Here is a 13366-nt window from a genome sequence, read left to right on the forward strand (position 1 = left end):
CCCCCCCGCCCCGCCCCAACGCCCGGGTCTAAGGCGCCGGCCCCGGCCCCGGGCCGGCTCCGCCATTTCTGGCGGAGGCCTAGACCTTCTCCAAACCCGCCTTGAAGCGCCTGCCGTTGGCGACATAGTGCGCGGCCGAGGCCCGCAACCTTGCAATCGCAGCCTCGTCCAGGACCCTGATCGCCTTGGCCGGCGAGCCGACGATCAGCGAATTGTCCGGGAATTCCTTGCCTTCGGTGACCAGCGCGCCGGCGCCGACCAGCGAATTCTTGCCGATCCTGGCGCCGTTGAGCACGATTGCGCCCATGCCGATCAGGCTGTTATCGCCGATGGTGCAGCCATGCAGCATGGCGCGGTGGCCGATCGTGCAGCCTTCGCCAATGGTCAGCGGGAAGCCGGGATCGGTGTGCATGACCGTGTGCTCCTGCACGTTGGTGTCGGCGCCGATCACGACAGGTTCATTGTCGCCGCGGATGACGACGCCGAACCAGAAGCCGGCATTGCGGCCGATGCTGATGTCGCCGATCAGCGTCGCATCGGGCGCGATCCAGTTTGAGCCCGCATCCGCGAAGTTCGGTTCGGTGCCATCGATCGCATAAAGCGGCATTTCTGGTCTCCGATTCGTCTCAAGCCTGGAAGTCGAACGACCCTAGGTTGACACCTCCCAACACGCAACGGCCACAAGAACGATGCCGAGCGCCAGCGTCCAGGCGACCGCCGTGCAGCCACAGGAAATCAGCGCCACCGACGAAATGCGACCCTCGCGGCGGGCGTCCAAGGCATCGTTGACCAGCATGAACGGCCCGGCGCACGCCGTGGCGGCGAGCGAACGCAGTACGTGCGCGGAGGACACATAAGGCTCGGTGAACGCGACCTTGCGCCCGGCAACCAACTCCATCGCCGATCCGACCAGCCCGCAAGCCGTCAACCCGACAAGAAAAGCGAACGCAGTTAGCTCAACCGGGCCCATCTTTACCTTCCGTTTACCATGAAATCGCACAGTCGCTGGAAGGACTGCAAGAGCCGTGCCGTGCGATGCGTGCCGTCACGGGACAGGAATCCGGGGACAGAGATGAAGCAGGCAGCGATCGCCGACGACCCCCAATTCACCGTGGTCGATTCCACGCTGATGAAGCGGGTGTTCTACGCCTTCGCAGCACTCGCCCTGCTGTCGGTCGCAATCAGCCTGGGCGGCAAATGGTTCGGCCATTCGATCGCCATGGCCGGCTACACGGATGATGCGACGATGCGCAAGGTGGTGATCGGCAACAATGTCATCGCCGTGCCTGCCAACTTTATCCGTTTCGAACAGGCGCGGCGCGACGGCATCGCCTCGCGGCTCGACCTCTACCTGCGCTATCCCCAGATGGATGGCTACAGCGAAGCTGCCCGCGGCGATTTCAATCACACGGGGCCAGCCAAAAGCATCGTCTTCCTGTCCTTCGAACAGCAGATGATGTCTCGCGACATGAGCGGACGTTTCGGGCCGATCTACAGCGCGTTGATCGTGCAGCCCGGCACGGCAGGTCCGGGCGGCACGACGATTTACGGTTTCAACGCGAAATCAGGTTACCTCAACGAGGTGCTCGTTGTCGGCAACCGGCCCGGCAAGGACCCGTTCGTGGCCCGCTGCCTGAGTGGGCCGGCAGCCGAACAATCGCTGGCGCCTTGCGAGCGCGACATCCATGTCGGCGAGGATCTCAGCCTCACCTATCGCTTCCCGAAGGAATTTCTGGGGGATTGGCAGGCGCTTGACGCGGCAATCACCGCCGAGGCCGGGCGTGTCCTAAAGGCCGGACGTTGACGGGAAAGGCCGGTCGCGTTTGCGTCCGGCATCGCCATGGGATGCAAGGATCAGCCCAGATCGATGTCGAGGATCGCCATCGAGAAATTGTAGTCGCCGTCATCCTCGTCCTTGAAGACGATGCCGAGGAATTCGTCGCCGACATAGACTTCGGCCGAATCCTCCTTGCGCGGCCGTGCCTTGACCTCGAGCTTGGGATTCTGGAAGACGCGCTTGAAATAGGCGTCCAGCTTTCTGATTTCGTCAGGCTTCAACAGTCTTCTCCGATCATCGGGCTTGCTCGTTTGAACGGCGCTTCTGACACGTCGACGATGGCCATGTAAAGGCAAGCTCGCCGTATTGCACGGCAATCGGACCCGTCGACGCGAGCAGTGCGAAACTCCCCGACGCCCTCAGTAAAATTAGATGTCGAAGCTGACGACCTGGTCCATCGTCTGCGACGGCAGAAGCTGGTCCATCTGGCGCGACGGCTGGTCGCAGCCGGTCTCGCCGACGACGCGAGCCGGCACGCCTGCGACCGTCTTGTTATGCGGCACCGGCGACAGCACCACCGAACCGGCGGCGATCTTGGAGCAATGGCCGATTTCGATGTTGCCGAGAATCTTGGCGCCGGCACCGATCAAGACGCCACGACGAATCTTGGGGTGACGGTCTCCGCCGGCCTTGCCGGTGCCGCCGAGCGTGACACCGTGCAGGATCGACACGTCGTCCTCGATGACCGCTGTCTCGCCGACGACCAGGCCGGTGGCGTGGTCGATGAAGATGCCCTTGCCGATGCGGGCCGCCGGATTGATATCGGTCTGGAAAACCGAGGACGAACGGCTTTGCAGATAGAGCGCGAAATCCTTGCGCCCCTGGTTCCACAGCCAATGCGCCAGCCTGTGGGTCTGGATGGCGTGAAATCCCTTGAAGTAGAGCACCGGCATGATGAAGCGGTCGCAGGCCGGATCGCGGTCGTAATAGGCCTGGATATCGACACGCACGGTGGTCGGCCAATCCTTGTCGTCGGCCAGCATCGACTTGAAGGTCTGGCGGATGAGATCGGAACCTATGTCCTGGTGCGCCAACCGCTCGGCCAGCCGGTGGATGACCGCCTCCTCCAGGCTCTCCTGGTTGAGGATGGTCGAATAGAGGAAGGCGGCGAGCAGCGGGTCGCGATTGACCGCGTCCATCGCTTCGTCACGGATCGAGCGCCAGATCGGATCGACCGGCTGCAACGCGCTGTGTCGGGAAATGCTGATGCTGTTCATCGACGTCGTCCTGCCGCCTTGCCTAATATCGGGCCGCACATATAAGCCAGATCATAGCACGATTGAACTCAATTTTCCTTAGTGCTCTGTCAAATGGATTTGGTTCGCGGGAATTCAAGCCGCCATGGAAAATGAACTCTTGCTCGACAATGCCCTCAAACGCGAGCTTTCCGCCCACTATAAGGGACAGGATCGCCACTACCACAACCTTGCCCATATCGAGGCGATGCTGGCGCTCGCCGGCGAGTACCAGAAGCTGCTCGGCGATCCCGAGGCCGTCGAGGCGGCGATCTGGTTCCACGACGCCGTCTATGACAGCCGGGCCAAGGACAACGAGGCGCAAAGCGCAGCGCTCGCGGAAAAAAAGCTCGCGGGCCGCATCGACGCCCAACGCCTCGGCTGCATCTGCGCCATGATCCTTGCCACCGCAACACACCAGTTGCCGGACTTCGAAGACACGGCCGCGGTGCGTGACGCCGCTCTTTTCCTGGACATGGACCTGTCGATCCTCGGCGCAGCGCCGGATGCATTCGATGCCTATGAGCGCGCGATCCGCGCCGAATATCAATGGGTGGAGGAGCCGATATGGCGGGCCGGACGTGGCGCGGTGCTGAACAGCTTCCTGACACGCCCGCACATCTTCCACAGCGAGGAATTCCGCCGGCGCTTCGAGCAGCAGGCTAGGCTGAATCTCACCCGGTCGCTCGAAGCGCTGCAAAAACCGGCGTGATATCGGGCTTGTGCCTTTCGGTTTATCGGGCTCTTACGCCGGGTCAAAGCGGATTTTCGGCGTAGAATTCCAGCACACGCCGCTTGAAGGTCTTGTCGCCGACGGCCAGCATATGGTCACGGCCTTCGATGTGGAAAGCCTTGGCGTTGGGCATCAGTGCGGCAAGTTCGTCGGGCGAGCCGCCAATGTCATCGGTGGTGCCGACGGCGATCAGCGTCGGCTGGGCGATCCGGGCAATTTCATCCTCGCTCAGCAACTCGCGAGAGGTGGCGATGCAGGCCGCGAGCGCCCGGCGGTCGCTGCGAGTCTGGTCGGCGAAGGCGCGAAACGAACGGCCGCGGGGATGAGTGGTCTTGGCCGGATCGTCGGCAAGAAGGGCTGCCGCGATCGGATCCCAATCGCCGACGCCGTCGATCATGCCGATGCCGAGACCGCCGAAGACCAGCGTCGCCACCTTGTCGGGATCCGACAGCGCCAGGAATGCCGCTATCCTCGCGCCCATCGAATAGCCCATGACATGGGCGCGCCCGATGCCGAGATGATCGAGCAAAGCAGCCGCGTCCGAGGCCATCCGGGCCGGGGTGTAATCTGCCTCTTCGTAGCTTTTCGATGACGAGCCGTGGCCGCGATTGTCCAGCGCAATGGCGCGGTAGCCGTCATCGTTCAGCGTCTTGAACCAGCCGGGCGAAACCCAGTTGACGTAATGGCTGGAGGCAAAGCCATGGATCATCAGCACAGGATCGCCCCGGCCCGATTCCGGCTGGCGGTCGAGGAAGGCGATATCGAACCCGTCATGGGAAAAAAACTGCATCGGCTATACTGCCCGCGTCCTCAACCGCCACCGCCGTTCGGCGCATCGCCATTGTCCGATGGCGGCACCTCGGGGCCTGATATGGTGCCAACGGCCGGATGGCGCACCAGGTCGCCATAATCGATACCGTTCCTGGCGGCGGTGCCCGCCTTGAGCTCAAGCACGAAGCGCACCGGCACGCCGGGCGAAATCAGCGCCTGGGATTGCGGCTCGCCGTGCTTGACCGCCCGGATCTTGCCATCCTGGCCGATAAAAACCAGGTCAAGCGGCATCGGCGTGTTCTGCATCCAGAAGTTGACCTGCTGCTGCATGTCGAAGACGAACAACATGCCGTGATCGTCCGCCATGTCCTGGCGATACATCAAGCCGGCCTCGCGTTCAGCATCGGTGTCGGCGATTTCGATGGAAAAGGAGCGATCTCCGCCTTTCGTCGCCACGACCAGCGGCGTCGGGTCCACCGGCAGGGTCATCACCCGGCTGTCGGCCGCCGTCGGTGCAGGCAAATAGAAATAGGCGCCCGCGGCGACGATGACGGCAGCCAGGACGCACATTGCGCCCGCCGTCAGCCAGTTCCTATGTGTCATGCGAAAATCCTCGGCAACCGCCCTAATGCGCGACCGGCAAGGTTCCCATATCGGGGTGGATTTCGGCAGCCATAAGGCCTTTGTCGCCGCGCCCGAAGCGGACAAGCACGACCTGCCCCGGCCGAAGCTCGGTGATGCCGTAGCGACGCAAGGTTTCCATATGGACGAAGATGTCCTCGGTGCCCTCGCCCCGGGTCAGGAAACCAAACCCCTTGGTGCGGTTGAACCACTTCACCAAGGCACGTTCCAGCCCGCTTTCGGGTGTCACCGAGACATGGGTGCGCTGTTCCTGCATTTCCGCGGGATGGACCGCTGTGGTGACATCCATCGAGAGAACCCGGAAAGCCTGCAATCCGCGCTCGCCCTGCTTGACGAGGCAGACAACGCGCGCTCCCTCCAGAGCAGTCTGGAAACCATCCCGTCTAAGGCATGTCACATGGAGGAGGATGTCGCCTGAAACGCCGTCATCCGGGAGGATGAAGCCATAGCCCTTGGCTACATCGAACCACTTGATGGCGCCGGATATTTCGGTCAGATCGACGGCATCGCCGCCTTCCTCGCGCTTCATGGCGTCGCCAAGGGTTTCGGACCGCCCCGTCAAAGAGGCTTTTTCCCCCATAAGAATGCCCCCTTTTTTCAAGAACACCGCAACTGATTCTTGACACCAGATTAACACTGCGGCTTCCGGTGAGTGCAAGACCTGACGTGCCTTTTTTCACGGTTCATTATGCGAATACCGGATTTGTTCTTTGGCGGCGCCGGCAGCCGCCTGGGATTTGCCCTTTGGACGGCCCACCCCTATGTTGCGCCGCAACCCAACAAGTCGAGGAAATCACATGCGCTATCTGCACACCATGGTTCGCGTCGCCGACATCGATGCTTCGCTCGATTTCTACTGCAACAAGCTCGGCCTGAAGGAAGTGCGCCGCTACGAGAACGAGCAGGGCCGCTATACGCTGATCTTCCTGGCCGCGCCGGAAGACGAGCAAAGCGGCATCGACGAGAAAGCACCGCTGGTCGAGCTCACCTACAATTGGGACCCGGAAGACTACAAGGGGGGCCGCAATTTCGGCCACCTCGCCTATGAAGTCGACGACATATACGCCACCTGCCAGCGGCTGATGGACAGCGGTGTCACCATCAACCGGCCGCCGCGCGACGGCAACATGGCTTTCGTCAAGTCGCCGGACGGAATCTCGATCGAACTTCTGCAGAAAGGTCCGGCGAGGGCAAAGGCCGAACCGTGGGCGTCGATGCCGAATACCGGAAGCTGGTGATCGATCACCTTTTAGAGCGGTCGGCAGCCGGCCTATGGCGGCGGGCGAGCTTGCGCCTATCTATCCGGCGATAGCGCCCGCTTCGAAAGCGGCCGCCGTTTCGTGCGTTTCACCCTCGGAGATCCCTTCATGACGATCAGCCATGCCGATGTCACCACCGCACATGCAAGCCGTTATCTGCAGCAATTGTGCAAACATTGGGCGCACAAATTCCCCGTGGAATTCGATCCCAACCATGGCGCCATCGACCTTTCGCTCGGCCGCACCATCATGGATGCCGATGGAGCTGCGCTGCACATCACCGTATCGAGCGACGACCCCGGCTCTATCGAACGCCTCGAAAGCGTCGTCGCCGACCACATCAAACGCTTTGCGTTTCGCGAGGAGCTGACGTTCGACTGGAAACGCGCCGAGGCGGCGTAGGCTCTTGTCTGCGTATTACGGCAGGCATTAATCAGCCGCCGCCGGGCTTGCCGGCCATCTCCAGCAGCGCCAGCACCGAGCGCCAGTTGCGCGCAGTGCCAGGTACCTTCAGTACGCGTGGGATCAGATTGGCAAACACCGATTTGCCCAGTCCGCCGGGTGCATGCAGGTAAAGCACGTCGCCCTTGATCTCGAACCGCTCCGGACCCGTACATTTTTCGGCCAGCCGCGCCGCCTCCTCGGCGGTAGGCGCGCGCTCCAGCGCATACGCGTGCAGCTTTGTCGGCTCCTCGGCAATCTCCGGATAGGGATTTTCCCTGACCAGCCGTTCGACCCAGCCGAGATCGCGCACCATGATGCGCGAATGAAAACCCCATTTCTCCTCGAAAGCCGCTTCGATCTGTTTGGTCAGCGTGGCGGCGTCACCTTCCTTGGCCCGGAACACCGCATTGCCGCTCTGCACGTAGGTAGCGACATCGCAAAACCCGAGATCCTCCAAGAACGCCCGCAACTCGGCCATCCTGACGATGCGGTTGCCGCCGACATTGATGCCTGAAAACAGGGCGATGAAGACGTTTCTGCTCATATGATGAACCCGGCCAATGTCTCGTTGTCGGTGATATCCTGATACTGGACGCCTTCGGCCTCGAAATTCGATTTCAGCAGGTCGAAATTGCGGCGATCCTTGGTTTCGATGCCGATCAGAACCGAGCCGAAATTGCGTGCCGACTTCTTCAGATATTCGAACCGGGCGATGTCGTCGTCCGGCCCCAGCATTTCAAGGAAGTCGCGCAGCGCGCCCGGCCGCTGCGGAAAGCGGATGATGAAGTATTTCTTCAGGCCCTCGAAGCGCAGTGCCCGTTCCTTGACGTCCGGCAGCCGTTCGAAATCGAAATTGCCGCCCGAAACCACGGCCACGATGGTCTTGCCGCGGATTTCCTTCCTGGAAAAATCCTTCAGCGCATCGATAGCCAGCGCGCCGGCCGGCTCCAGCACCACGCCCTCGACATTGAGCATCTCGATCATGGTCGCGCAGAGCCGGTTTTCCGGGATCAACCGCACCGTGTCGGTGGCGAAGTCCTTGAGGTGACGCAGGGGCTCACGGCCGATCTCGGCGACCGCCGCGCCGTCGACGAAATTATCGACCTTGGCGAGTTTGAGCCGTTTTCCCGCCGCAAGGCTCTCGCGCAGGCTTGGCGCCCCTGCCGGTTCGCAAAAGACGAAGCGCGCCTCACGCCCCTGATCGGCGAAGTAGTGCGTCACCCCTGCGGCCAGACCTCCGCCGCCGACCGGCAGCATGACGATGTCGGGCATGCCCGCGCCGGGCATCTGGTGGGCGATCTCATAGGCGACCGTCGCCTGTCCCTCGATGATGTCCTTGTGGTCGAAGGGCGGCACCATATGAGCGCCGGCGCTTTCGGTGAATTCGATGGCGGCGCGATAGCAATCGTCGAAGAAATCGCCGACGAGCCTGATCTCGACGAAGTCGCCGCCGAACAGCCGCGTCTTGTCGATCTTCTGCTGCGGCGTCGTCACCGGCATGAATACAACGCCCTTTTTGCCGAAATGACGGCAGACGAAGGCGAAACCCTGCGCATGATTGCCGGCGGAAGCGCAGACGAACAGTTCGGCCTGATTGCCTTCGCCAAGTGCCTTGCGGAAGAAGTTGAACGCGCCGCGGATCTTATAGGAGCGCACCGGGCTCAGGTCCTCGCGCTTCAAAAGCACCCGCGCGCCGGTCTTCTTCGACAGATAGTCGTTCTCCTGCAGCGGCGTTTCCGGAAAGATCCGGCGGATCGCGGAAGCAGCGGTGGCAACACGGGAAGAGAAGCTGGTCATCGGAAAGCCACCTTGAACGCATGTCGTTTGGGAACGTCTATCATCGATTGGCTGCGGAACGCCCTTTTGTCGCGAGCCTTGCCGCCAAGCAACCCGATTCCGTCTATTGCACAGGCGACCCCGTGAAACCATTGCCCGTCACTCATGTTCCCAAGCGGTCGGCGTTTAGTGACATATTTGCCGTTAGTTGGAGGTGATTGTTCATGTAATTCTTAAAATCCATGCGGGTGCCAAGGCCCGTCGGGGCTCGCCCTGATGCAGTCTGGCTTTCGTGCAACACTGCGGCGGCGGTCGCGAGACGCCGACCGCTTTTCGGCTGGGCACGACTTACTTCCGCCGCACTTGCGCTGTCGGGGGAGACTTGCGGAGGCGATTGGCCTTTTCGGGCCGGAGTGGAATTTCAGACGTGCCGTTGAAGACGATTTTTGCCATTGGCCTAGCCTTGCTTGTCGCGGGCTGCGCGGGACAGCAGACCCAGGAACTGCTCGGCAGCGCCATCGTGGCAGCGCCGGTGACCGAGATCGCCGGCAATCACAGCATCTTCATCGCCACCACGCGCAAGAAATCCGACGATCCGAACAAGGTCTTCGACGGCGAGCGATCGGCCACGCTGAACTACGCCCGCGTCAACGTCACCGTGCCCGGCATCCACCAGACCGGGCAGATCGAACGCCGCTCGCGCGGCAAGTCGAACGATCCGGCCAAGTATTTCATGGCCTCCGAGGTCGTCGGCTACGACACCCAGCCGAAATTCGCCAATGCGCTAAGTGCTGACATCGCGGCGCGCGGCGACCGCGTCATGGTCTTCGTCCATGGCTACAACACCGGCTTTGACGACGCCGTTTACCGCCTGACCCAGATCGTCCACGATTCCGGCTATCCCGGCACACCCGTGCTGTTTTCCTGGGCATCCGGCGCCAAGACCACCGACTATGTCTACGACAAGGAAAGCGCCAGCGCCGCGCGCGACCAGCTCGAGGTGACGTTGCGCATGCTGGCGCAGACCGGCGCGCGGCGCATCGACATCGTCGCCCATTCAATGGGAACCTGGGTGACCATGGAGACGCTGCGCCAGCTCGCCATCACCGGCGACCGTGATCTCGGCGGCAAGCTCGGCGACGTCGTGCTCGCATCGCCCGACATCGATGTCGACGTGTTCAAGAGCCAGATGCGCCGCTATGGCAAACCCAACAAGCCGTTCATCCTGTTGTTGTCCGATGATGACCGCGCGCTCCGGCTCTCCGGTCTGATTGCCGGCGCGCGGCCACGCGTCGGCGACTACAAGGACGCCGCCGACCTTGCATCCTACGGCGTAACGGTCGTCGACCTCTCCAAGATCAAGGGAGCGGACAGTTTCAACCATACGAAATTCGCCGACAATCCCGCGCTGGTGAAGATGATCGGCCAACGGCTGCGCGAAGACGATGGATTTGCCAGCGACCGCGACGTGACCGACCGCATCAGCCTGCTCGGGCAATAGATGCATCGCCGCGGGTTCGCGTGGCCCGCTCGGCCTTGCGGACGGTGTCGACCAACTTTGAACTGGACCGCGCCAGCCTCTGGCCTTATCGAAATATCCAGCGACGTCACGCGTTTGACGTCCTCCTTTGCGGGAGCCGGCGTGTGACGGTGCATTCGAAGAGTTTCGTCGTCATTGCGTTCACGCTGCTGGTCGCGGGCTGCGCCGGCCGAAACACGCACGATCTGCTGAACAGGACGACGGTTGCCGTACCCGCGTCCGACATCGCGGCCACCCACGAGATATTCGTCGCCACCACCCGCCAGAAGGCGACCAAAGACCCGCGGCAGGTGTTCGACGGCGATCGCTCCTTGACCACCAGCTTCGCCCGGGTCGACGTCACCGTGCCGAAAAGTCACAAGGTCGGCATGATCGAGCGTGTCCGGGGGTCTGCCAACAGCAATCCAGCCAAGGATTTCACCGCCAAGGATGTCGCGTTCTATGCGGATGCGCCGCAATTCGCCAAGGCGGTCGGTGCCGACATCGCCATGCGCGGCGACCGTGCGCTGGTTTTCGTGCACGGGTTCAACAATGGTTTCGACGACGGCATCTACCGGCTGACGCAGATCGCGCACGACACGAAATATCCGGGCACGCCGGTGCTGTTCTCCTGGGCCTCGAGCGGCAAGACGACGGGCTACATCTATGACAAGGAGAGCGCCAACGCGGCGCGTGACGACCTTGAGGCAACGCTCAGGATGCTGGCCAAGACGCGGGCTAAGAGCATCGACATCGTCGCCCATTCGATGGGAACATGGGTGACCATGGAGGCGCTGCGCCAGCTTGCCATCACCGGCGACCGCGATCTCGACGGCAAGCTTGGTTATGTCATCCTGGCCTCGCCCGACATCGACGTCGACGTGTTCAAGAAACAGATGATCCGCTACGGCAAGCCGGACAAACCGTTCGCCATCCTGCTTTCCGCGGACGACCGGGCGCTCAAACTGTCTTCCCTGATTTCGGGCGACAAGCCCCGCGTCGGCGACTATGGCGACGCGGCCGATCTGGCCAGCTATGGCGTGTCTGTGGTCGATCTCAGCCAGACCAAGGGTGGCGACCGGCTGAACCACGCCAAATTCGCCGACAATCCGATCCTGGTTCAGTTGCTCGGCGACCGGCTGCGGGCCCCGGCCGGCCTGGCGTCGGACGAACCTCCAGTGCAGCTCAACAATCTCGGCCAAGGCCTCGGCAAGGCCGTCGGCTCGGTTGCCGAGATCGTCATCACCACGCCGTTCAAGGTGCTGACGATCGCCACCGGCGGATGAGCGAAGCGACCGCAACTGCTCTTATACGAAGAGGTCGACCTTCTGGAAGGTCGTCACGTCGATCAGGCCGACATCGGAAATCCTGAGCTCCGGAATGACGACCAGCGCCAGCAGCGAGTGCTGCATGTAGGCGTTGTTCAGCGAGCAGCCCATCTGGCGCATGGCCTCGGTCAGTTTGTCGGCCTTGGCCGCGACGATTTCGGCCCGCTCGTCCGACATCAGCCCGGCGATCGGCATTTCGACCAGTGCCAGTTCCTTACCCTTGGAAAACAGCACGACGCCGCCACCGACCTCGCCCAGTCGGTTGACCGCCAGCGCCATATCCCGCTTGTTGGTGCCGACGACGATGATGTGGTGGGCATCATGCGCCACGCTCGACGCCATCGCGCAATCGCCGATGTAACCGAAGCCGGAGACAAAGGCATTGGTGACGCCGCCGGTACCCCTGTGGCGCTCGACCAGCGCGATCTGGCAGACGTCGTTGCGGCGATCCATGGCGACCAGCCCGTCCTCGACGGCGAGATCCGCTTCCAGCGCCCGCGTCGGTGCCTGATTTTCGATGACCCCGATGACCCGGACCCGGACTTCGTTCGCGCCGTTGGGTGCCGTGATGTCGAAATCGTGGGCCTTCAGCTTCTTGCCGAGCTTGACGGTGTTCTTCGCCGCCTTGGGATAGTCGTAGACCGGAATGTCGATGTCGAGCTTGCCGGCCTTGGCCAGCCTGACGCCACGCGCATAGACCTCGTCGATGGTCATTTCGGCGAGATCCGAGACGATTAAAAGGTCAGCCAGCCGCCCCGGCGCGATCGATCCGATCTCGCGCTCCAGCCGGAAATGCTGAGCGGTGTTGAGCGTCGCCATCTGGATCGCGGTCACCGGTTTCAAGCCCTGGCTGATGGCGTGGCGGACCACGCGGTCCATATGCCCCTGGTGAACCAAGGTGCCGGAATGGCTGTCGTCGGTGCACAGGATGAAATTGCGCGGATCGATGCCGCCCTCGGTAACCGCCTTGATCTGCGAGGCGACGTCGTACCAGGCCGAGCCCAGCCGAAGCATCGCCTTCATACCCTGGCGCACGCGGGCGATGGCATCTTCGGCGCGCGTGCCCTCATGGTCGTCCTCCGGGCCGCCGGCGACATAGCCATGGAACGGCAAGCCGAGATCGCGCGAGGCATAGTGCCCGCCGACGGTCTTGCCGGCTTTCACGGTCGCGGCGATCTCGCCCGACATCACAGGATCGTTGGCGGCGACGCCAGGGAAATTCATCACCTCGCCCAGCCCGATGATGTTTTCCCAGCCCATCGCCTCGGCGACGTCGGCGACCGTCAGTTCGGCGCCGGCATGTTCGAGCCCGGGGGCCGAGGGCACGCAGGACGGCATTTGGACATGCACGTTGATCGGCATGGCGACGGCCTCGTCATGCATCAGCCGCACGCCGGGCAGGCCGAGCACATTGGCGATCTCGTGCGGATCGATAAACATCGAAGTCGTGCCGTGCGGGATCACCGCGCGGCAGAATTCGGTCACCGTCACCATGCCGCTCTCGACATGCATGTGCGCGTCGCAAAGACCGGGCACCAGATAGCGCCCGCCGGCATCGACCACCTTGGTGCCCTGCCCGATGGCATGGCCGGCATTCGGGCCGCAATAGGCGAAGCGGCCGCCGGCAATAGCGATGTCGGTGCCGGCTACGATCTCGCCGGAGTGAACATTGACCCAGCGCCCGTTGCGGATGACGAGATCGGCGGGTTTCCTGCCCATGGCGACATCGACCAGATGCGTTGCCATTTCAGTCCATGGTCTGGGTTTGCTGCCCGACGGCGTGTTCGCCATGAAGCGACTCCTGTTTGCCCGACTGTGCCAA

Annotated in this window: 16 protein-coding genes; 6 read left to right on the forward strand and 10 right to left on the reverse strand. The window is 62.5% G+C overall.

What is annotated here, in order from left to right:
• Positions 1–79: 79 nt before the first annotated feature.
• Positions 80–607: a gamma carbonic anhydrase family protein gene (locus LB541_RS24735; RefSeq protein WP_140493693.1), complete on the reverse strand. Its 528-nt coding sequence runs from the start codon at positions 605–607 to the stop codon at positions 80–82.
• Between the two features lie 42 nt (positions 608–649).
• Complete coding sequence (locus tag LB541_RS24740; RefSeq protein WP_140522113.1) at positions 650–970, reverse strand: DUF6949 family protein; 321 nt, start codon at positions 968–970, stop codon at positions 650–652.
• A gap of 102 nt (positions 971–1072) precedes the next feature.
• Between LB541_RS24740 and LB541_RS24745 the strand changes: the two genes are divergently transcribed.
• Positions 1073–1804, forward strand: a complete 732-nt coding sequence (locus tag LB541_RS24745; RefSeq protein WP_140880421.1) for a hypothetical protein — start codon at positions 1073–1075, stop codon at positions 1802–1804.
• Between the two features lie 50 nt (positions 1805–1854).
• On the opposite strand, the gene LB541_RS24750 is transcribed toward LB541_RS24745, so the two are convergent.
• Both LB541_RS24750 and cysE read right to left on the reverse strand, forming a co-directional pair.
• Entirely contained in the window at positions 1855–2058 is a 204-nt protein-coding gene (locus tag LB541_RS24750) for a DUF3126 family protein (protein ID WP_019857879.1), read from the reverse strand.
• 147 nt (positions 2059–2205) lie between these two features.
• Positions 2206–3054 carry a serine O-acetyltransferase gene (gene cysE, locus LB541_RS24755; RefSeq protein WP_140493699.1) on the reverse strand — a complete coding sequence of 283 codons (849 nt, stop codon included), beginning with the start codon at positions 3052–3054 and terminating at the stop codon, positions 2206–2208.
• A 124-nt stretch (positions 3055–3178) separates the two neighbouring features.
• Between cysE and LB541_RS24760 the strand changes: the two genes are divergently transcribed.
• The gene (locus LB541_RS24760) at positions 3179–3784 is read left to right on the forward strand and encodes a hypothetical protein (protein ID WP_140558493.1); all 606 of its coding nucleotides are present in this window, start codon (positions 3179–3181) and stop codon (positions 3782–3784) included.
• A 43-nt stretch (positions 3785–3827) separates the two neighbouring features.
• On the opposite strand, the gene LB541_RS24765 is transcribed toward LB541_RS24760, so the two are convergent.
• The 3 genes from LB541_RS24765 to LB541_RS24775 are packed head-to-tail and all read right to left on the reverse strand — an operon-like array spanning position 3828 to position 5747.
• Complete coding sequence (locus tag LB541_RS24765; protein WP_140558495.1) at positions 3828–4595, reverse strand: alpha/beta fold hydrolase; 768 nt, start codon at positions 4593–4595, stop codon at positions 3828–3830.
• 20 nt (positions 4596–4615) lie between these two features.
• Positions 4616–5179, reverse strand: a complete 564-nt coding sequence (locus tag LB541_RS24770) for a DUF192 domain-containing protein (RefSeq protein WP_140522103.1) — start codon at positions 5177–5179, stop codon at positions 4616–4618.
• A gap of 22 nt (positions 5180–5201) precedes the next feature.
• A complete protein-coding gene (locus LB541_RS24775; RefSeq protein ID WP_181167391.1) occupies positions 5202–5747 on the reverse strand; it encodes a cold-shock protein in 546 nt (181 codons plus the stop codon).
• A 268-nt stretch (positions 5748–6015) separates the two neighbouring features.
• Here LB541_RS24775 and gloA point away from each other — a divergent pair, with 268 nt between their 5' ends.
• The gene (gene gloA / locus LB541_RS24780) at positions 6016–6456 is read left to right on the forward strand and encodes a lactoylglutathione lyase (RefSeq protein ID WP_140880420.1); all 441 of its coding nucleotides are present in this window, start codon (positions 6016–6018) and stop codon (positions 6454–6456) included.
• A 129-nt stretch (positions 6457–6585) separates the two neighbouring features.
• Complete coding sequence (locus LB541_RS24785; protein WP_140522099.1) at positions 6586–6879, forward strand: DUF2218 domain-containing protein; 294 nt, start codon at positions 6586–6588, stop codon at positions 6877–6879.
• A gap of 31 nt (positions 6880–6910) precedes the next feature.
• On the opposite strand, the gene LB541_RS24790 is transcribed toward LB541_RS24785, so the two are convergent.
• Positions 6911–7465: a DUF1697 domain-containing protein gene (locus LB541_RS24790; RefSeq protein ID WP_140880419.1), complete on the reverse strand. Its 555-nt coding sequence runs from the start codon at positions 7463–7465 to the stop codon at positions 6911–6913.
• Complete coding sequence (gene ilvA / locus LB541_RS24795; protein ID WP_224619846.1) at positions 7462–8718, reverse strand: threonine ammonia-lyase IlvA; 1257 nt, start codon at positions 8716–8718, stop codon at positions 7462–7464. The genes LB541_RS24790 and ilvA overlap by 4 nt, the downstream gene beginning before the upstream one ends.
• 406 nt (positions 8719–9124) lie before the next feature.
• Between ilvA and LB541_RS24800 the strand changes: the two genes are divergently transcribed.
• Positions 9125–10198, forward strand: a complete 1074-nt coding sequence (locus LB541_RS24800; RefSeq protein ID WP_140493715.1) for an alpha/beta hydrolase — start codon at positions 9125–9127, stop codon at positions 10196–10198.
• A gap of 143 nt (positions 10199–10341) precedes the next feature.
• Positions 10342–11502, forward strand: a complete 1161-nt coding sequence (locus LB541_RS24805) for an alpha/beta hydrolase (RefSeq protein WP_140584166.1) — start codon at positions 10342–10344, stop codon at positions 11500–11502.
• 21 nt (positions 11503–11523) lie between these two features.
• Here the strand turns inward: LB541_RS24805 and ade are convergent, their stop codons facing one another.
• On the reverse strand, positions 11524–13335 hold the full coding sequence (ade, locus tag LB541_RS24810; protein ID WP_140493720.1) for an adenine deaminase: 1812 nt from the start codon (positions 13333–13335) through the stop codon (positions 11524–11526).
• Between the last annotated feature and the right edge of the window lie 31 nt (positions 13336–13366).

The sequence above is a fragment of the Mesorhizobium sp. BR1-1-15 genome (genome assembly GCF_020165475.1).
In the GTDB taxonomy this organism is placed as follows: Bacteria; Pseudomonadota; Alphaproteobacteria; order Rhizobiales; family Rhizobiaceae; genus Mesorhizobium.